Source organism: Kribbella sp. NPDC051587 (assembly GCF_044453945.1).
Lineage (GTDB): Bacteria > Actinomycetota > Actinomycetes > Propionibacteriales > Kribbellaceae > Kribbella.
The window spans coordinates 51,293-69,688 of record NZ_JBITDE010000021.1 but is presented as its reverse complement, the minus strand read 5'-3'; the positions used below and the strand labels follow the sequence as shown (position 1 = coordinate 69,688).

The following is an 18,396-nucleotide window of genomic DNA, read 5'->3' as shown; positions in this document are numbered from 1 at the left end:
CGACGGCGCAACGGTCAGTCCGAACCCAGGCGGTAGCCGACACCGCGGATCGTCTGGACCAGTTCCGGACGGCCGAGTTTGGCCCGCAGGCTGGCCACGTGCACGTCCATGGTGCGCGAGGACGCCTCGAAGACCGACTGCCAGGCGTACAGGGCGACCTGTTCGCGGGGGACGACCCGGCCGTGGTGCGCGGCCAGCACTGCGAGCACGTCGAACTCCTTGCGGGTCAGGCTGATGGGCTTGTCAGCGACCTGGACGGTCCGGGCCTCGATGTCCACGGTGAGGTCACCGACAGTCACCCGGGGGCGGGGCTGCAGGAGCCCGGTACGACGCAGTACAGCATCGATGCGGGCCAGGAGCTCGGAAATCGCGAAGGGTTTCACCACATAGTCGTCGGCGCCGCTGCGCAACCCGCGGACCCGGTCGGCCGCCTCGCCGCGCGCGGTGACCGCGATCACCGGTACGTCGGAGACCGAACGGATCTGCCGGCACACGTTGATCCCGTCCCCGTCGGGCAGGCCGAGGTCCAGCAGGACCAGGTCGCCGGGGTCGGCCGCAAGGGCGTCCGCGGCCGTCCGCACATGGGTCACCATCAGGCCGTATCGCCGCAACGCGGGGATCAGCGCATTGGCGATATCGAGATCGTCTTCGACCAGCAGAATCCTGACGGCGCCACTCATGCGGTGATCGTAGGCCAGGTGGGGCGTGGATGTGTCAGATCTTGGTAAAGACGTAATCACGCGACTCCACGCAGTGTTCGGCAACATTAGCCTTCCGCACACAGGAGGGAACCGATCGATGACTGTCGGTATCGGAACGGGGGGTGGCGTGAGCACGCCCTCCGACGAGGAGCTCGCCGAGTACGAGCAGGAGCGGCCCGCTCGGCGGCTTCGCCCTGCCCTGGATGTGATCATCTCGGTCTGGTGCGCGATCGTCAGCGTCGGCGTCCTGGCGCAGGTTTTCTTCCCTCTACCACAGGGCACGCAGTTTTACTTGGTGATCTTTCTCGCAGCCGTCCTGCCGATCACTCTGCTGTGTTACAGAGGCTGGAAGGTCCCCGCGGTCCTCAATCCGTTCAAAGCGCGCTCGCATGACGACCCTGGCCTGTCGGACTGGTTGCTGGCTCTGATCGCGCTCGTGGTCTGTCTGTACCCACTGCTCGACTTCGACGGCTACCTGGAACGGCGTCAGGCCCCGACCGGTCTCGACGTACTGACTGGCGCCGTACTGCTCGTCCTGTTGCTTGAAGCCTGCCGTCGTACGACGGGGTGGGTGCTGCCGGTGGTGAGCCTGCTGTTCATCGCCTACGCGTACTACGGCGGCTACCTGCCCTACACGTGGTCGCTGGCGCACCAGGGCTTCAACTTCGACGCGATCATCGGTCAGCTCACGATGGGGACGGCGGGCTTCTACGGAACACCGTTGAGTGTCGCTGCGAGTTACATCGTGCTGTTCACGATCTACGGCGCAGTGCTCGACTACTCCGGTGCCGGCAAGTTCTTCATCGACCTCTCCTTCGCAGCCTTCCGGCGAAGCCGCACTGCTCCAGGTCGGACTGTCACGCTGGCCGGCTTCCTGCTCGGCAGCGTCTCCGGCTCCGGTACGGCGACCGCCGTATCCCTCGGCACTGTGTCGTGGCCGATCCTGCGTCGGGCCGGCTATCCGCCCGAACCGGCCGGCGGCATGCTCGCGGCCTCGGGCATCGGCGCGATCCTGTCGCCGCCGACCCTGGGTGCGGCCGCGTTCATCATCGCGGAGTTCCTGCAGGTCTCGTACCTGACCGTTCTCGGGTACGCCGTGATCCCGACGATCCTCTACTACCTGGGCATCCTGCTCGCGATCGAGATCGACGCCCGCCGGCACGGTACGACGTCGGCCGAGACGTCGACGCAGTCCGCCCGCAAGCTGCTGTTCCGGTTCGGGTACCACTTCCTCTCGCTGTTCGTGATCATCGGCTTCATGGCGGTCGACGTGCCGCCGTTCAAGGCCGTCGTCTACGCGGTGATCATCCAGTTCGGGCTGTCGTTCCTGGACAAGGAACACCGGCTGACCGGACGGCCGCTGTTCAAAGCGCTTGCCCAAGGCACCCGTTCGGTGCTGCCGGTCGCGGCGACCTGCGCGACGGCCGGTGTGATCGTCGCCGTCACCACCCAGACCGGGCTCGGACTGAACCTGGCCGAGATCATCGTCGGTGCGGCGCGTGGACTCACCGACAACCACACCGTCGTACTGATCCTGACGGTCGTGCTGTCGGCGCTCGCCGTACTGGTGCTGGGTCTTGCGGTGCCGGTCACCGCGTCGTTCATCATCGCCGCGGTGATCATCGCGCCGGCGCTGGTGCAGCTCGGCGTGACGCAGGCCGAGGCGTACATGTTCATCTTCTACTACGCCGTGCTGTCCGAGGTGTCGCCGCCGACGGCGCTGGCCGCGGTCGCGACCTCCGCGATCACCGGCGGCAAGGTGATGCCGACGATGTGGCAGGCGTGGAAGTACACCCTGCCTGCGTTCCTGGTGCCGTTCGCGTTCGTGCTCACCGACAACGGCGCCCACCTGCTGGGTCAGGGATCGTTCGTCGGCATGGTCTGGACGCTGGCCGTGTCCATGCTCGCGGTGGCCGCACTTGCTGTCGTGACAGGCGGTTGGATCGTGGTCGCGACCACCTGGATCGAGCGTGCGTTGTGCGTGCCGGCCGCGCTGCTGCTGCTGTACCTCGCGCCCGTAACCATCAGCGTCGGAATCTGTTTGCTACTTGTTGCCGTCGTCATCAATGTGGTCCGGCGGCAACGCCTGGCCGCACCCACGGAAGGATCCGCCAGATCATGAGAATCCGTCGCCTCCCCACTGTCGTGGTGGCGCTCGCTGCTGCCGCCTCGCTGGTCGCCTGTGGTGGCCAGCGCGATCCTTCCGGATCCGGTACGGCGGCCGGTGGCCGGCTGACCATTGCTACCGGCAACACCACCGGCGTCTACTACCAGCTCGGTGGCGCGCTGGCCTCGGTGATCTCGCAGAAGATGTCCGGCTACCGGGCCACCGCGAGTGAGACCGGCGCCTCGGTGCAGAACATCCAGGGGCTCGTGGGCGGCAACTACGACATCGCGTTCTCGCTCGGTGACACCGCGGCCGACGCGGTCAAGGGGGAGAACAGCTTCCAGTCCAAGCAGGACGTGGTCGCGCTGACCCGGCTGTACAACAACTACACGCAGGTCGCGGTCCGCACCTCGGCGAACATCAACTCGATCGCCGACCTGAAGGGCAAGCGCGTCTCCACCGGTTCGCCCAACTCGGGCACCGAGGTGATCGCCCGGCGGCTGCTCGAGGCCGCGGGGCTCGACGCGGCCAAGGACGTCACCGCCCAGCGGCTCGGTCTGCCGGAGTCGGTGGACGCGATGAAGTCGGGCTCGATCGACGCGCTGGTCTGGTCGGGCGGGTTGCCGACCGGTGGCATCACCGATCTGACCACCAGCCTCGGCAAGGGCGTCAAACTGTTGCCGATCACCGACCTGCTGCCGAAAATGACGGAGAAGTACGGATCGGTCTACTCGGCGGCACCGATCCCGGCGGCGACGTACAAGCAGCCCGCCGACGTCGCGACGATCGTCGTACCGAACGTGCTGCTGGTCCGCAAGGACATGAAGGACGAGCTGGCCGAGCAGCTCACCAAGACCCTGTACGAGAACCTCGACGCCCTGATCGCGGTGAACGCGGCCGCGAAGGGCATCACCAAGGAGGACGCGACCAAGACCGACCCGGTGCCGCTGCACCCGGGCGCTCAGAAGGCGCTGGACGCCCTGAAGTGATCCCGCAGTAAATCCCCTGAACCGTCCTCTCCCGCACACCAGGCGCAGCGGGAGAGGACGTCGGGCCCCACACCGCACACCAGGCGCAGCGGAGTGGGACCCTGCCGGCTCGCACAACCAGGCGCAGTGTGAGCCGGTCGGCCGGGCCCGGCCCCTCGGAGGCATCCGAGGGACCCGGGCCCGGTCACCTGTTTGTCGGGGGCATCGGAGTTCCGTACAGGTAGTGGGACAAGGCCGAATCGCGCTTGGGATGCACGTGATACTTCGTCGGTACGACGCGCCCTTCGGCGCTGTCCCATGCGTTGTCGGCCAGTCGCCACATCCGGTGCGCGAGCCGCCCGGCGCGGCCGGTGTGTGGTGAGTTCGGATGCGCGCGGGTCGGGGCCACTTCTTCGGCCTCGACCAGCCTCTCGGTCAGCGAGTTCATCTCGTGCTGGTCGAGCTGGTCGCTGAGCTGCCGGCAGTACTCGGTCTCGAGCCGTTCATGCTCGGTCAGCAGCCGGTCGATCGCGCGCAGCACGTCGTGCGGGTCCAGGTGCAGGACGCGGCTGTCGCCGTACTGGCGTCCTTTGAGGGAGCGCAGGCAACGTTCCAGGCTCTTGGCGTTGCCGACGTACTGTGCGACGAGCGCGGGACCGTCGGGCAGCCGCCGCACCTGTGGCAGCAACACGTCCTCAGCTGCCGAAAGGTGCTGCGCGGCGATCGCGTAGAACCAGTCCGTTCGATGCCTGCGATCCGGATGGGCGGCGGCCGGGTGGCCGGCCGGTACGGCCAGCTCCCGGATCCGCTCGTGCTCGTAGCCCAGCGCCATATCCAGGGTCGAAGAGGCCATCACAACCACCTCCAGGTGTCTGTCTCAGCGTGCGCCCGGCCACTGCACAACGCAACCACCCTGGAACTTTCCGTAATATTACGGCTGGCTCAGTGGTCGGAGCTCTTCTTCCACAGGTTGATGCCGGCCTCGACCGCGTCGGCGTCGATCGCCTCGAGCTCTTCGGCGGTGAACTTGAGGTTGCGGACGGCCTCGAGGTTGCCTTCGAGCTGCTTGACGCTGGAGGCGCCGATCAGCGCGCTGGTGACCCGGTCGTCGCGCAGCGTCCAGGCGAGGGCGAGCTGGGCGACGGACTGACCGCGCTCCTTGGCGATCTCGTTCAGCGCGCGGACGTGCTTGAGGGTGTCCTCGGTCAGCGAGTCCGGGTTCAGCGACTTGCCCTGCGAGGCGCGCGAGCCCTCCGGGATGCCGTCCAGGTAGCGGTCGGTCAGCACGCCCTGCGCCAGCGGCGAGAACGCGATCACGCCGACCCCGAGCTCACCGACGGCGTCGAGCAGGTCCTCCTCGATCCAGCGGTTCAGCATCGAGTACGACGGCTGGTGGATCAGCAGCGGCGTCCCCAGCTCCTGCAGGATCTTCGCCGCCTCCCGCGTCTTCTCCGCGCTGTACGACGAGATTCCGGCGTACAGGGCCTTGCCGGAGCGGACCGCGGTGTCGAGCGCACCCATCGTCTCCTCGAGCGGGGTGTCCGGGTCGAAGCGGTGCGAGTAGAAGATGTCGACGTAGTCGACGCCCATCCGCTGCAGCGACTGGTCGAGCGAGGCCAGCACGTACTTCCGCGAGCCACCACCCTGACCGTACGGACCCGGCCACATGTCGTACCCGGCCTTGCTCGACAGGATCAGCTCGTCGCGGTACTTGCCGAAGTCGCGCGCGAAATGCGTCCCGAAGTTGGTCTCGGCCGCCCCGTACGGCGGGCCGTAGTTGTTCGCCAGGTCGAAGTGCGTCACCCCGAGGTCGAACGCCCGGCGCAGGATGTCGCGCTGCGTCTCGAACGGCTTGTCGTCCCCGAAGTTGTGCCACAGCCCCAGCGAGATCGCCGGCAGCTGCAGACCACTCCGGCCTGTCCGCCGATACACCATCTGGTCGTCGTACCGGTCCTGAGCAGCCACGTAGTCAGTCACGAACCTCAGTCTGCACCATGTCGTAACAAGCGCAAAACCCCTTGTTCTGCGCAAGAAACGCCACCTCTGACACCAAGAAGCGCGCCTTCTTGATGGGTGCGAGCAGGCTCTCAGCGCGCGGGTGGGGTGAAGTGGCCGGGCCAGTCGGTGTGGGAGATCCGGGAGATCTCGCGGATTTCGCCGAGGGTCGACCACTCGTCCTTGCCGAGCCGGGCCAGTGGCCGCAGGAGCCGGACCTCGGGGCGGTTGTCGGCCAGCACCGACTCGTCGATCGAGATCGCCCGGACCTGGCCGATCACGACCGTACAGTCGCCGAGCTCCAGCGCCGTGTGCAGCGTGCACTCGATGGCCACCGGTGACTCGGCCACCCGCGGTACGCCGACGGTCCGCGACGGCTCGGGCGTCACCCCGATCGCCTCGAACTCCGAGACGTCCGGCGGGAAGTTCGTCCCCGACGCGTTGACCTGCTCGAACAGCGCCTCCGCCGCGAAGTTCACGACGAACTCGCCGGTTACCTCGACGTTGTTCAGGCTGTCCTTCCGGCCGACCGACGTGAACTGCACCATCGGCGGCCGCACGCAGGACACCGTGAAGAACGAATGCGGCGCCAGGTTCAGCACGCCGTCCGCCGACCTGGTCGACACCCAGGCGATCGGCCGCGGCACCACCACCGAGTTCAGCGTCGCATAGATCTCCCGCGGTCCGACCTGCTCCGGATCCAGCTCGATTCGCATTCCGGTAGTAGATCAAACCGATGGACACCGCCCCTGCGCCCCGCCGAGGATCAACGGGATGGACGCGATGGTTGATGCAGTTCGCCTGCTGGCACGCAGCTACGGCGTGAACGCCGATCAGGTGCGGGAGGTGCCGGGTGGGGTGGCGAACCGGGCGTTCGTGCTCGGGGAGCGGTTGTTCGCCCGGGTCGCCCGCCCGGGGTTCGAGGAGGACCTGCGGAAGGAGACTGCCGTCGTACCGGTGGCTCGGGAGGCCGGGGTGCGAACACCCGCGATCCTTGAGTACGACCCGAGTGACACGCTTCTGGGAGCGCCGTACGTGGTGGTCGACCGTGTCCACGGCATCGAACCTGAGGTCACCCCGGGAGAGCTGGTCATCGACCTCGCGCGGTTGCACGCCGTACGGCGCGGGGCCCTCGCGGAGGTTCCCGTGGACGGGTGGGGCGAACCACGGATTGCAGTTGGCGAGCTGGCGGACCGCGGCTACCTGGACGCGGAGACCGCGCGCTGGTTGGACGGATGGTTCACCCGGTTGGAACAGCGATTCGATCGGTCGGCGTCCGCCGTGCTGGTCCACGGAGATGTTGCCCCACACAACCTTCTCGTGGGCAGCGACAACAGCCTGCAGGCTGTCATCGACTGGGGCGACGCGGCGTGGGGTCCGCGAGCTCTCGACTTCGCCAAGCTGCGGTTGACCGAGGTCGTTCAGCTCCTTCCTGAGTACTTGTCCGTGGCGCGCGAGCTGTCTGACTCGACCCTCGCGGAGGATGAGTTGGCTGCAGGTGTGCTCTATCTGCACCTGTCTTGGGGATTGGGCAAGCTCCAGGCCGACCCGTGGCCCGGTCAGCGCCATTGGACTGCACCACCAGCCAGTCGCCTCCTCAACCTTCTCGCCTTCTTCACCACCAACCCGCCGCACCCCTGGCACACGCTCACCTGATCTCCGAGGGGAGGCAGGTGATGAGGGTTGTGAGTTGGGTGGAGAGGGCGAGGGCGGTGGGGGAGGTTGAGGTGGTCGCCGGGTGCCAGGTCGGGTGGCCGCTGGTGGTGAAGGTGACCAGGTGGACCTCGGGAGACAGCGGGCCGGGCGCCTGGCTGTGGGCTCGGGCGGTGAGGTGGAGCAGGAGCCCCAGCGCTGGAAGGACCTTGAGGTCCTGGATGACGTGGATGAGCAGGAGGTCGCGGGCGGGGACTGCGGCCAGGACCGCGGAGGGCAGGTCGGGGAGCTGGAGGGTTTCCCGGAGGACTGTGTCGAGGACGAGGGCACGGGATGCGGTGAACGAGTCACCGGTGAGGCGAGCCAACTGCACGCCGTCTTCTTCCAGCAGTTCGAGGTGGTCCGTACGGCGGCGGAGGTTGGCGAGGCCCAGGGCTTCGGCGGCCGACCAGGTGAGGCCCAGGTCGGTCGGGTCGAGATACATGGTGACGGTGGTGTCGTGGAGGGTCGCGGGCACGGACAACAGGCCTGGGATCACGTCGGGACGGTCGGCGACCCAGTGCGGTGGGAGTGACGTGCGTGGGACCAGACGCTGGATCAGCTCGCGGGCGGGATCATCGGGCGGATCGGGTGCACCTTCGTCGAGCCGGCGGAGCAACTCGGTGAAATGGGTGTCGACGAACTGAGGCCAGTCGTCGGGATCCTCCTGGGCGATCGCCCGGGCCAGATTGGTGAGACCGAGGATCGGTCCCGGCGCCTCCGGGTCGAGCGCGTCCAGGACGGCTGCCGGGATCAGGGCGCCGGCGTCGTACTCGAGGTCGAAGCCGAGCTTGCGGCAGGTGGCGAGCGCGAGGGCGACCAGGCGGTCGACCTGCGGCGCGGTCAAGGGGCTCAGATGCGGATCAGTGGGAGTTTCGGTGGTTGTCATGGGCACCTCCTCGACAGAGAAAGTACGAGGATTCGCCCCGCCTCCAACCGGTCAATTCGAACCTGTGGACAACTTGGTCGATACTCTGCGGCGCGGGACCGAATCCGGTCCGGAACAGGAGGACCAGATGTCCAGCACTCCGGCGTCACGGCCGACTTCGGTGACTCGGTTGTCGTTGTCGCACATCACGGCGCAGCACGAGACGAACCTGCTCGGCACTGTGCACGGTGGGGTGATCATGACGCTGGTCGACTCGGTCGCGGGCGTGGTCGCGGCGCGGCACTCGGGTGGGGCCGCGGTGACCGCGTCGATGGACGAGATGGTCTTCCTGGTGCCGGTTCGGGTCGGCGATGTCGTGCACTTCAGCAGTCAGGTGAACTGGACCGGCCGGAGTTCGATGGAGGTCGGAGTGCGGATCACCGCCGATCGGTGGGACGCGGTCGGGCCCGAGGTGCACGTGGCTTCGGCGTACCTGGTGTTCGTGGCGGTCGACGCCGACGGCAAGCCGCGTGAGGTACCGCAGGTGGTGCCCGAGACCGACGAGGAGCTGCGCCGGATGCGGGAGGCGGAGATTCGCCGGAGCCACCGGCTGGCGCGACGGCAGGCGATCATCGCGTCGCGCGAGCAGGACCGGTCCGCCGGATGAGCTTGTACTCCGCGGCGCGGCGACAGCCGTCGGCTGTCCTGCTGGTCGTGCAGTTGCTGGGCGTGCTGATCTACCCGCTGACCGAAGGTTCGCGAGGCGGGCGGCTCGCGTTCGAGACCTTCGGGATCGTCGTGCTGGTGCTGGCCGTCTTCTCGGTGCGATCGACACCGGGGCTCACCTGGGTCAGCATCGGTCTGGGGATCCCGGCCGTCGCGCTCTCGTTCATCGACGTGTACAACTCCAGCGACGTGGTGGTCGCCGTCTCGTCGGTGTTCCACGCGGCCTTTTACTTCTACGCGGCGTACAGCTTGCTGCGCTACATGCTGTCCGACCACGACGTCAGCACCGACGAGCTCTACGCCACCGGTGCCACGTTCACCTTGGTGGCCTGGGGATTCGCCTACCTGTACGTGTTCGTCCAGGTCCTCGTCCCCGGCAGCTTCATCGCAGCAGTTGCCCCCAGCAACGACCGCACCTGGATGGAGCTGCTCTTCCTGAGCTTCACCACGCTGTCCAGCACCGGCCTCAGCGACGTCGTCCCCATCTCCAGCTGGGGCCGCTCGGTCGTCATGATCGAACAACTCGCCGGCCTCGGCTACGTAGCCATGGTCGTCTCCCGCCTGGTAGGCCTCACCATCTCCCGCCGCACCACCTGACCCTCAGCCGCACCCCCTCGCAACGTCCGAACAATCGCCACACGTGGTCAGCGTGTCTTCGGACGTTAGGAAACAGGCAGTCCCGTACGACGTTGAGCACGGCTCGACCGTTTCGGCGGGTGGGATGTGGTCGGTGGGTGCTCGAGGTGATCTACCTCCGGAGGCATGCACGAGTGAGTGCAGTAATTCGCCGCAACGTCCGAACGTTCGCAGCACGTGGTCGGCGTGTTTTCGGACGCTAGCTGTGCTGACTCCGGCCGAGCGTCTTTGCGGATGATCACTGCCGCTCTGTGGCAGTAGGTATCCGCAAATCTCCGTCGGCCAATATGGGATTCGGACGCGGCTGACCGTGTACGTGGTCGCTGGGCCCCGCCTCCGGCTGGTTCGGGAAGAATTTGTCGGCTTCCGGGGAGGATCCACCCCCTGATTCCGTCCCAGATCCACCCCAAACCGGATCGCGCTGACCCGGATCCTCCCCAAACCGGTTTGGGGAGGATGCCTGCTCCAGCGAACGCAGTACCGGCGAGGCACCCGCCCCGGCATCCTCACAGGCCTCGACAGGCGTTCAGCGCATGCCGCGGCTTTGGAGGGCAGCGGTCTGAGAATCGCGTTGGGTAGGTGGTCATTGCTTTAGCGTCCGAATACACGCCGACCATGTTCACCGGGTCTTCGGACGTTAGGGGCGCGACGACGCTGCGGTGGTTGTTAGTGGGCCAGGGCGGCGAGGATGAGTTGCTGGGCGGACTGGACGGTGGCGGCGTGGGTGGTGGGGGCGCGGCCGATGCGTTCGGCGCCGGCGCGCATGGCGCCGGAGAGGAGTTCGACCGTGAGCTCGACGTTGCCGACGTCGCGGAACTCGCCGCGGTCGATACCGCTGCGGACGACGTTCTCCACCTCGGCCACGATCGCGTGGAACGGTCCGTCGGAACCCTTGGGTAGCTCGTCGATCAGGGGGCCGGCGCCCGGGCGGAACATTGGCTGCACGGCTTGGTCTGTTGACGCATCGAGGACGGCGGCGACGATCTCGCGCATCCGGTCGGTGGCCGGCTCCTCGGTGCGGGCGGCGATCGCGGTCACTTGGTCGAGCATGGGGCGGCTCGCTCGCTCGGTCAGGGCCTGGACCAGGGCGGCTTTGTCGCGGGCGTAGTTGTACAGGGTGTTGCGCGCGATCCCGGCCTCGGCCGCGATGTGGCCCATGTTGATCGAGGCGTAGTCGCGCTCCATCAGCAGCCGGCGGGTCGCATCCGCGAGGTCCGCCCACACCAGCTCGTGATGCTTCTCGATGCTGCCGCCGCGGATCCGTGGCACCTAGCTCGCCTGTCCTGCTGTGGCGCCGGCCGCGAGGTGCTGGTTCTCCTGGTGGATCGCGGTGAGCTTGACGCTGCTGAGGCGCCAGCCGTCCGGCGTGCGGACTGCCTCGTTGTCGTAGAAGCCGACCACCAGCCAGCGATCGGGACCGTCGCCGGCGAGCTCCTTCGGCAGCCAGTGCTCGGCGCGGACGTGGGCGTGGATCGTCGCGTGGTCGCCGTCGATGGTGACGACGTGACCGGTGATGGCGTGGTGGGTCGCGGCAAAGGCGCCGAAGGAGCCCCGGAGCGCCTCGCGGTAGTCGTCCAGTGGAACCGTCATCGGGGGCATGCCCGTGACCGACGAGAAGTCGATCGTCAGCGGATCCGTGTGAACGAGCGCGGGCAACGCACCGAAATCCTTCAGATCGGCGATATCGGCGTACCGGCCGAACAGCTCGATGATCTCGGCCCGATCAGCAACCACATCAGTGACAGCGTTCATGACGACTCTCCCTCGTTACGACACTCTGTCGTAAAAAAAGATTACGACACTCTGTCGTCAAAACCAAGCCGCGGCCATCCAGCGAGCAGATCGGCCGCCGCGCGAGCGGCCACCTCGGTCGCATTCGCCATCGCCGCCACCCGATAGCTGACCAGCGCACCCTCATGGAGCAGGAGCAGGCGATCCGCCAGCTCACCAGGGTCGGCCATCCCGGCCAGCCGCGTCTGCGCCTCGAACTCGGACCGCATCCACTGCTTCTGCCCGACGATCACCGGCATCGCCGGGTGATCCGGCGCGGCGAGCTCGACGCTCGCGTTGATGAAGCCGCAGCCGTTGCGAGACCCCGCCAGCCAATCGGTCAGCGCAGCAAACAACGCCAGGACCACGTCCTCGGGAGTCTTCGGTGCACGCTCCGCCAGTTGCTCGTCGAGGAACTCGTGCCACACCCGGTTCCGATGCTCCAGGTACGCCGCGATCAGCCGATCTTTCGACCCGAACCGGTCGTACAAGGTCTTCTTGGTCACGTCCGCCGCCGCCGCGATCGCGTCGACCCCGACGGTCCGGATGCCCTGCTCGTAGAACAGCGTGGACGCTGCCGCCAGGATCCGACTCCCGGCCGGCGTCAGCCGGTCCGCCTCGGGCACTCCGCGGTCGACGAGCAGTCTCATCTGCTGAACAGGCATACTGACAGTATACCGACCGGTGTGGTTACTCTCGGCCCATGACCATCGCCCCGCCCGTACGACGGACGCCGAACCTGCGCCTGATGACCCTGGCCGCAGGAGCCGGCTTCGTCGTGTTCTGGAGTTCCGGCTTCATCGGCGCCGGCTGGGGAACGCGCTACACGAACGCGTTCGACCTGCTCGCCTGGCGATTCCTGCTGGCCGGCGTGCTCGGCGCGATCATCCTGAGCATCCGCCGCCCCCGCCTGACTCGTCGCGACCTGCTCGTCCAGATCGCGATGGCGGTCCTGACCCAGTTCATCTACCTCGGAGCCATCTTCACCGGCATCGACCACGGCATCACCGCCGGAGCCACCGCGCTGATCGGATCGCTGCAACCACTGCTCATCGCCACCGTTGCCGGACCCTTGCTCGGAGAGCCGGTCAACCGACGCCAGTGGATCGGTCTCGTCATCGGACTGGGTGGAGTCGCCCTCGTGGTCGCCGACGATCTCCATGCGGGCCACGGCTCGTTGCTGCTGTTCTTGATCCCGCTGATCGGTCTGCTCGGCCTGGTCGCGGGCACTTGCCTGGATCGCCGGAGCAAGTCGGCGGTCAAGTCACTCGATGCGGTCTGCGTTCAGAGCATGGTGTCCGCAGTGCTGTTCGTCACGTTGGCGGCCTCGACGCATCAGCTCAGCGTCCCGCAGCAGCCTGGGTTCTACGGTGCTGTGCTCTGGTTGGTGCTGTTGGCAACTGGAGGCGGTTGGGGCTTGTTCTTGGTCAATCTGAAGCTTTCCGGTGCGACCAGAGTCAGCAGTCTGCTCTACCTGGTGCCGCCGACCACGATGCTGCTGGCGTACTTCGTGCTGGACGAGAGCATCGGAGCGCTGGCGGTGGTCGGCATGTTGGTCTGTGCCGCTGCCGTCGGACTCATCAGACTGCCCGCTACGCTGCCGACATGGCGGAACCCCGATGGCTGAACGAGAAAGAGCAGCAGGCGTGGCGCGCGTTCATCGCGGCCCAACGCGTGGTGAACAGCCGGATCGAGCAGCAGCTGCAGCGTGACGCCGGGATTCCGCACACGTACTTCGAGATCCTGGTGCGGTTGTCGGAAGCGCAGGAGGGCCGGCTGCGGATGAGCGAGCTCGCGGTCGCGACGCTCGGCTCGCGCAGTCGTCTCTCGCACGCGGTCAATCGCCTCGAGCAGTACGGCTGGGTCCGCCGCGAGGGCGTCGAGTCCGACCGTCGCGGTCAGGTGGCGATCATCACCGACGCCGGCCGGGAGAAGCTGGTGGAGATCGCACCGGGTCACGTCGAAGAGGTCCGCAGTGCGATCTTCGACGCGCTCTCCGAGGAGCAGGTCGACCAGCTGTACGCCGTTTGCACGGCTCTCGCCGAGCACCCCAGCCAGGAGCGTTGATGCGGGCACGATCCACAGCTCTCGTCGTACTGTCCGCTCTGCTGCTTGCTGGTTGCAACGACAGCCAGTCCCCGCCGACAGCCGGTCCGAGCACGGTCCCGTCCTCGTCGGTACCGCTGCCGCCGAAGACCACGGACCAGCCGACCACTCCGACGCCGTCGGCCACGCCGACGTCGACACCCACTACTGGCTGCATCGACGCCAAGCTCGAAGACCTCACACTCCGGGAGCGCGCTGCGCAGCTGATCATGACTGGCATCAGCGCCAACGGCATGACGTCCGCTCAGCGCCCGATCGTCCAGAAGCAGAAGCCAGGTGGCGTCCTCCTGCTCGGCACTGGCGGCAGCCTCGCTCACACCAAGGTGGCGACCGCTGCGGCGACTACTGCGGCCACAGTCAACGGCATCAAGCCGCTGGTGGCTGCGGATCAAGAGGGCGGTCAGATCCAGCGTCTGAAGGGCTCCGGCTTCACCCGCATCCCATCGGCGACGGTTCAGGGCACCTGGACGAGCGACAAGCTCACCGCCCGGGCCACGCAGTGGGCGAGCCAGCTCAGGCAGGCCGGGGTCAATACCGACCTCAGTCCGGTGGCCGACGTCGTACCGGCGTCTTTGAAGAAGCAGAACGCGCCGATCGGCCAGCTGGACCGCGAGTTCGGCAATACGCCGGCCAAGGTCGGACCGCCGGTCCAGGCGTTCGTCCGCGGGATGGCCAAGGGTGGCGTGATCACCTCGGTCAAACACTTCCCCGGCATCGGCAAGGTCCGCGGCAACACGGACTTCGCCGCCGATGTGATCGACAACGTCACGGTCCGTGGTGACGACGACCTGCAGCCGTTCGCGGACGGTATCGAGGCCGGCACCGAGATGCTGATGGTCTCCACGGTTACCTACACCAAGATCGACCCGAACAACCGGGCGGCGTTCTCCTCGATCGTCATCGGCGGCATGATCCGCGGCGACCTCGGGTACGGCGGCGTCGTGATCACCGACGACGTCGGAGCAGCGGCCAACGTGGCGAAGGTGCCGGCTGGTCAGCGGGCGACCCGGGTGATCGCCGCTGGCGGAGACATCGTCATCAACGGCGCTGCGAACCTCACGTCCGCCATGGTGAACGCACTGGTGGTGAAAGCCCAGCAGGACAAGGCCTTCGCCGCGAAGCTCGACGCGAGCGTACGGCGGGTCCTCGCTCTCAAGCAGAAGCACGGTCTGGTGACCTGCTGATGCAGGAGGAGCAGGAGCCCGACTACCGGTTCACTCTGGCGAACGAGCGGACCTATCTGGCCTACCTGCGGACATCACTGGCCTGTTATGCCGGTGGACTCTCGGCAGTGCAGTTCCTCGACCTCGGACACGACCGCTGGCCGGCCCGGATCATCGGACTGATCCTGGTCGCTGCCGGGCTCGTCACCACTGCCGGAGCACTCCGGAGGTGGCAGCAGAACCTGATCGCCATGCGTCGCGGTCAGCCACTCCCGGTGACCAGACTGCCACTGATGCTCGCGGCAACCATCGCCGGCGCCGGTCTGATCGGCCTGATCTTCGCATTGTGGCGATGAGCACACGTGACCCCGGTCTCCAGCCCGAACGGACCCTGCTCGCCTGGCGGCGGACGTCCCTCGGACTGATCGCCAACGGCATCCTGCTGCTTGCCTCCGGCCACGGTTCGTCCGACGTCCGCACCGGCCTCGGCATCGTCGTACTGGTGCTCGCACTGGGCTGCTGGGCGGCCGTGAGCGCTGTCTACCGCCATTCCCGGGGCGCCGCCGTACAGGCTCTCGGCCAGGACCGGGTGCTCCGGATCGCCGCCGGGCTGGTGCTGGTGGTCGGCCTTTTCGACCTGTACGCCGTGATCACGCGCTGATACCAATTGATTACTCGGTAGTCACCTCCTAGTGAACTAGTTCACCCTTACGCGCTACGTTGACCCCGGCGATGCAACCCCAGCCGGTTGTTCGCCCTAGCATGATCCACGGTTTGTCCCTCGTTCACCCGGAGCTTGAAGTGCCGTTACGTCTGCGTCCGAACGACCCGACGTTCTACGACCTTTTCACCGAATCCGCCAACCACCTCGTGGACGGCGCCCGGATCCTCGCCGAGCTGCTCGGCAGTACGGCCGGCAGCGGGCTGTCGGCCAGTCATCAGATCGCTGCCCAGATGAAGGACGCCGAGCACGCGGCGGACGAGACGACCCACTCGATCATCCGCCGGGTCAACTCGACGTTCGTGACGCCGTTCGACCGCGAGGACATCTACCGGCTGGCCTCCGATCTCGACGACGTCATGGACTTCATGGAGGAGGCGGTGGACACGGTCCACCTCTTCAACCTGGAGAAGCTGCCGGAGGAGGTCGCCGAGCAGATCGAGGTGCTGCAGCGCGCCGCGCAGCTGACCGCCGAGACGATGCCGCGGTTGCGCACGATGAAGGATCTGGCCGAGTACTGGATCGAGATCAACCGGCTGGAGAACACCGGTGACGCGGTGCACCGCCGGATCATCGCCAAGCTCTTCAGCGGCGAGTTCGACACCCTCACGGTGCTGAAGCTGAAGACCGTGGTCGATCTGCTGGAGGCTGCGATCGACGCGTTCGAGCATGTCGCCAACACGGTCGAGCAGATCGCCGTCAAGGAGAGCTGAGCGTGGAGTTCGCGCTCGTCATCGCGGTGGTCGTGATCGCGCTGGCCTTCGACTACACCAACGGTTTTCACGACGCCGCGAACGCGATCGCCACCTCGATCTCGACCCGTGCGCTGACGCCGCGGGTGGCGCTGGCGATGGCCGCGGTCTGCAACTTCCTCGGCGCCCTGGCCGGCACGGAGGTGGCTGAGACCGTCGGCAAGGGGATCATCACCGCTCCGGCCGGCAAGCACGGCCTGGTGATCGTGATCGCCGCGCTGATCGGGGCCATCACCTGGAACCTCATCACCTGGTACTTCGGGTTGCCGAGCTCCTCGTCCCACGCGTTGATCGGCGGACTGGTCGGGGCCGGGCTGGCCTCGTCCAGCGTGGTGCTGTGGACCGGGATCGTCGACAAGGTCGTGATCCCGATGGTGCTGTCACCGGCGATCGGCTTCGTCGGCGCGTTCCTGCTGATGACCGCGATCCTGTGGATGTTCCGGCGCAGCAACCCCGGCAAGGTCACCCGTGGCTTCCGGCTGGCGCAGTCGCTGTCGGCCGCCGCGATGGCGCTCGGGCACGGTCTGCAGGACGCCCAGAAGACGATGGGCGTGATCTTCCTGGCGCTGCTCACCACCGGGCACGCGGACAAGGACGACGGCATCCCGCTGTGGGTGAAGATCTCCGCCGCGACCGCGATCTCGCTGGGTACCTACTCCGGTGGCTGGCGGATCATGCGCACCCTGGGCCGCCGGATCATCCACCTCGACCCGGCCCGCGGGTTCGCCTCCGAGGCGATCGCGGCCGGTGTGCTCTACGTGATGGCGATCGGCCTGCACGCCCCGGTCTCCACCACCCACACGATCACCTCGGCCGTGATGGGCGCCGGCGCCACGAAGCGTCTGTCCGCCGTCCGGTGGGGTGTCGCGAAGGGCATCGTCACCGCCTGGGTGCTGACCATTCCAGCCGCTGGTCTGGTCGCCGCAGCCTGCTACGGGATCGCCCACCTGATCCTGGAGTGAGATCCCCGGATCTCATTCATTTCGAATTCATCCACCACCCCTACGGTCGGACGAGCCACAACTCGTCCGCCGAGGGATGTGATCGGGATGGATCTGTCGTTTCTCGTCGTCGTGGTGATCGTCACCGCACTGGTGTTCGACTTCACGAACGGCTTCCACGACACCGCTAACGCGATGGCGACGTCGATCGCCACCGGCGCGCTGAAACCGAAGGTCGCGGTGGGACTGTCCGCCGTCCTGAACCTGGTCGGCGCGTTCGTCTCCACCGAAGTCGCCAAGACCATCTCGAGTGGGCTGGTCGACGATACGAAAGTCACGGTTCCGATCATCTTCGGCGGCCTGGTCGGTGCCATCCTGTGGAACCTGCTGACCTGGTACGTCGGCCTGCCGAGCTCCTCGTCGCACGCGCTCTTCGGCGGTCTGATCGGTGCGACCTGGATCGCGGCCGGCGCCGGTGCGGTCAACTTCGGCACCGTGGTGCAGAAGATCATCATCCCGGCGGTCGCCGCGCCGGTCGTGGCCGGAGTGGTCGCCCTGCTGGGCACCTACCTGGCCTACAAGATCACCGCGCGGGCCCGGAAGAAGAGCGTCGACGACGGCTTCCGCGCCGGTCAGATCGCGTCCGCCTCGCTGGTCTCGCTGGCGCACGGCACCGGTGACGCGCAGAAGACGATGGGCATCATCACGCTGGTCCTGATCACCTCCGGCAGCCTGGCGCAGGGCTCGCGGCCGCCGCTCTGGGTGATCTTCGCCGCCGGTCTGGCGATCGCCGCCGGGACGTACCTGGGCGGCTGGCGGATCATCCGGACCATGGGTAAGGGCCTGACCGAGATCGAGTCGCCGCAGGGCTTCGCCGCGGAGACCAGCTCGACCGCGGTGCTGCTGGCCTCGTCCCACCTGGGCTTCCCGCTCTCCACCACGCAGGTCTGCTCCGGCAGCATCCTGGGTGCCGGTCTGGGCAAGCGGCTCGCAGAGGTGCGCTGGACGGTCGCCGGCCGGATGGCGCTGGCCTGGCTGTTCACTCTGCCGGCCGCAGCACTCGTCGGTGCACTGTCTGGTCGGGTGGCGAACTCCGGCAACCTCGGGGTCGCGCTCATCGCCGTACTGGCTGTGGCTGCGGGTGGTGGCATCTACCTCGCCTCACGGCGGACGCCGGTCACCTCGACCAACGTGAACGAGTACCCGAGCACCCCGGCCGCCTCCTCGGCGCCCGCGGCGGTCTGAGCGGA

Annotated in this window: 21 protein-coding genes; 13 read left to right on the top strand and 8 right to left on the bottom strand. The window is 67.2% G+C overall.

Annotation, left to right across the window (positions count from 1 at the left end):
- Positions 1-14 precede the first annotated feature (14 nt).
- Positions 15-680 (bottom strand): response regulator transcription factor, encoded by a 666-nt coding sequence (locus tag ACIA49_RS40575; protein WP_132414253.1) that lies wholly within the window; start codon positions 678-680, stop codon positions 15-17.
- A gap of 148 nt (positions 681-828) precedes the next feature.
- Between ACIA49_RS40575 and ACIA49_RS40570 the strand changes: the two genes are divergently transcribed.
- Positions 829-2,823, top strand: a complete 1,995-nt coding sequence (locus tag ACIA49_RS40570; RefSeq protein WP_396383689.1) for a TRAP transporter permease — start codon at positions 829-831, stop codon at positions 2,821-2,823.
- Positions 2,820-3,797 carry a TAXI family TRAP transporter solute-binding subunit gene (locus ACIA49_RS40565; protein WP_396383688.1) on the top strand — a complete coding sequence of 326 codons (978 nt, stop codon included), beginning with the start codon at positions 2,820-2,822 and terminating at the stop codon, positions 3,795-3,797. The genes ACIA49_RS40570 and ACIA49_RS40565 overlap by 4 nt, the downstream gene beginning before the upstream one ends.
- 184 nt (positions 3,798-3,981) lie before the next feature.
- Here ACIA49_RS40565 and ACIA49_RS40560 read toward each other — a convergent pair whose 3' ends face one another.
- The 3 genes from ACIA49_RS40560 to ACIA49_RS40550 form a co-directional block, all read right to left on the bottom strand.
- The gene (locus ACIA49_RS40560; protein ID WP_396383687.1) at positions 3,982-4,629 is read right to left on the bottom strand and encodes a hypothetical protein; all 648 of its coding nucleotides are present in this window, start codon (positions 4,627-4,629) and stop codon (positions 3,982-3,984) included.
- 89 nt (positions 4,630-4,718) lie between these two features.
- The gene (mgrA, locus tag ACIA49_RS40555; RefSeq protein WP_396383686.1) at positions 4,719-5,753 is read right to left on the bottom strand and encodes an L-glyceraldehyde 3-phosphate reductase; all 1,035 of its coding nucleotides are present in this window, start codon (positions 5,751-5,753) and stop codon (positions 4,719-4,721) included.
- A gap of 110 nt (positions 5,754-5,863) precedes the next feature.
- On the bottom strand, positions 5,864-6,487 hold the full coding sequence (locus ACIA49_RS40550; protein WP_396383685.1) for a flavin reductase family protein: 624 nt from the start codon (positions 6,485-6,487) through the stop codon (positions 5,864-5,866).
- A gap of 67 nt (positions 6,488-6,554) precedes the next feature.
- Between ACIA49_RS40550 and ACIA49_RS40545 the strand changes: the two genes are divergently transcribed.
- Entirely contained in the window at positions 6,555-7,427 is an 873-nt protein-coding gene (locus ACIA49_RS40545) for a phosphotransferase family protein (RefSeq protein WP_396383684.1), read from the top strand.
- Here the strand turns inward: ACIA49_RS40545 and ACIA49_RS40540 are convergent.
- Positions 7,420-8,352 (bottom strand): hypothetical protein, encoded by a 933-nt coding sequence (locus ACIA49_RS40540; RefSeq protein WP_396383683.1) that lies wholly within the window; start codon positions 8,350-8,352, stop codon positions 7,420-7,422. The two genes, ACIA49_RS40545 and ACIA49_RS40540, sit on opposite strands and share 8 nt — an antisense overlap.
- Positions 8,353-8,479: 127 nt before the next feature.
- Between ACIA49_RS40540 and ACIA49_RS40535 the strand changes: the two genes are divergently transcribed.
- Together ACIA49_RS40535 and ACIA49_RS40530 are read left to right on the top strand one after the other, a co-directional pair.
- A complete protein-coding gene (locus ACIA49_RS40535; RefSeq protein WP_391542324.1) occupies positions 8,480-8,998 on the top strand; it encodes an acyl-CoA thioesterase in 519 nt (172 codons plus the stop codon).
- The gene (locus ACIA49_RS40530; protein WP_396383682.1) at positions 8,995-9,654 is read left to right on the top strand and encodes a potassium channel family protein; all 660 of its coding nucleotides are present in this window, start codon (positions 8,995-8,997) and stop codon (positions 9,652-9,654) included. The genes ACIA49_RS40535 and ACIA49_RS40530 overlap by 4 nt, the downstream gene beginning before the upstream one ends.
- 705 nt (positions 9,655-10,359) lie before the next feature.
- Here ACIA49_RS40530 and ACIA49_RS40525 read toward each other — a convergent pair.
- Genes ACIA49_RS40525 through ACIA49_RS40515 form a run of 3 tightly spaced genes read right to left on the bottom strand, consistent with a single transcriptional unit; the run spans position 10,360 to position 12,128 of the window.
- Positions 10,360-10,962 carry a TetR/AcrR family transcriptional regulator gene (locus ACIA49_RS40525; RefSeq protein WP_396383681.1) on the bottom strand — a complete coding sequence of 201 codons (603 nt, stop codon included), beginning with the start codon at positions 10,960-10,962 and terminating at the stop codon, positions 10,360-10,362.
- Positions 10,963-11,445 (bottom strand): nuclear transport factor 2 family protein, encoded by a 483-nt coding sequence (locus tag ACIA49_RS40520; protein ID WP_396383680.1) that lies wholly within the window; start codon positions 11,443-11,445, stop codon positions 10,963-10,965.
- Positions 11,446-11,486: 41 nt separating this feature from the next.
- Complete coding sequence (locus ACIA49_RS40515; RefSeq protein WP_396383679.1) at positions 11,487-12,128, bottom strand: TetR/AcrR family transcriptional regulator; 642 nt, start codon at positions 12,126-12,128, stop codon at positions 11,487-11,489.
- Positions 12,129-12,166: 38 nt separating this feature from the next.
- On the opposite strand from ACIA49_RS40515, the gene ACIA49_RS40510 reads away from it, so the two are divergent.
- From ACIA49_RS40510 to ACIA49_RS40475, 8 genes are all read left to right on the top strand, one after another.
- Positions 12,167-13,090 carry a DMT family transporter gene (locus ACIA49_RS40510; protein WP_396383678.1) on the top strand — a complete coding sequence of 308 codons (924 nt, stop codon included), beginning with the start codon at positions 12,167-12,169 and terminating at the stop codon, positions 13,088-13,090.
- Positions 13,069-13,530 (top strand): MarR family winged helix-turn-helix transcriptional regulator, encoded by a 462-nt coding sequence (locus ACIA49_RS40505; RefSeq protein ID WP_396383677.1) that lies wholly within the window; start codon positions 13,069-13,071, stop codon positions 13,528-13,530. Before ACIA49_RS40510 ends, ACIA49_RS40505 begins: the two co-directional genes overlap by 22 nt.
- Positions 13,530-14,753 (top strand): glycoside hydrolase family 3 N-terminal domain-containing protein, encoded by a 1,224-nt coding sequence (locus tag ACIA49_RS40500; RefSeq protein WP_396383676.1) that lies wholly within the window; start codon positions 13,530-13,532, stop codon positions 14,751-14,753. Before ACIA49_RS40505 ends, ACIA49_RS40500 begins: the two co-directional genes overlap by 1 nt.
- On the top strand, positions 14,753-15,088 hold the full coding sequence (locus ACIA49_RS40495) for a YidH family protein (RefSeq protein WP_396383675.1): 336 nt from the start codon (positions 14,753-14,755) through the stop codon (positions 15,086-15,088). Before ACIA49_RS40500 ends, ACIA49_RS40495 begins: the two co-directional genes overlap by 1 nt.
- A complete protein-coding gene (locus ACIA49_RS40490; RefSeq protein WP_396383674.1) occupies positions 15,085-15,393 on the top strand; it encodes a DUF202 domain-containing protein in 309 nt (102 codons plus the stop codon). The genes ACIA49_RS40495 and ACIA49_RS40490 overlap by 4 nt, the downstream gene beginning before the upstream one ends.
- A gap of 140 nt (positions 15,394-15,533) precedes the next feature.
- Positions 15,534-16,166 carry a DUF47 domain-containing protein gene (locus tag ACIA49_RS40485; protein WP_396383673.1) on the top strand — a complete coding sequence of 211 codons (633 nt, stop codon included), beginning with the start codon at positions 15,534-15,536 and terminating at the stop codon, positions 16,164-16,166.
- 2 nt (positions 16,167-16,168) lie between these two features.
- Positions 16,169-17,167: an anion permease gene (locus ACIA49_RS40480; RefSeq protein WP_396383672.1), complete on the top strand. Its 999-nt coding sequence runs from the start codon at positions 16,169-16,171 to the stop codon at positions 17,165-17,167.
- 87 nt (positions 17,168-17,254) lie between these two features.
- Positions 17,255-18,391: an anion permease gene (locus ACIA49_RS40475; protein ID WP_396383671.1), complete on the top strand. Its 1,137-nt coding sequence runs from the start codon at positions 17,255-17,257 to the stop codon at positions 18,389-18,391.
- The last annotated feature ends 5 nt before the right edge of the window (positions 18,392-18,396 follow it).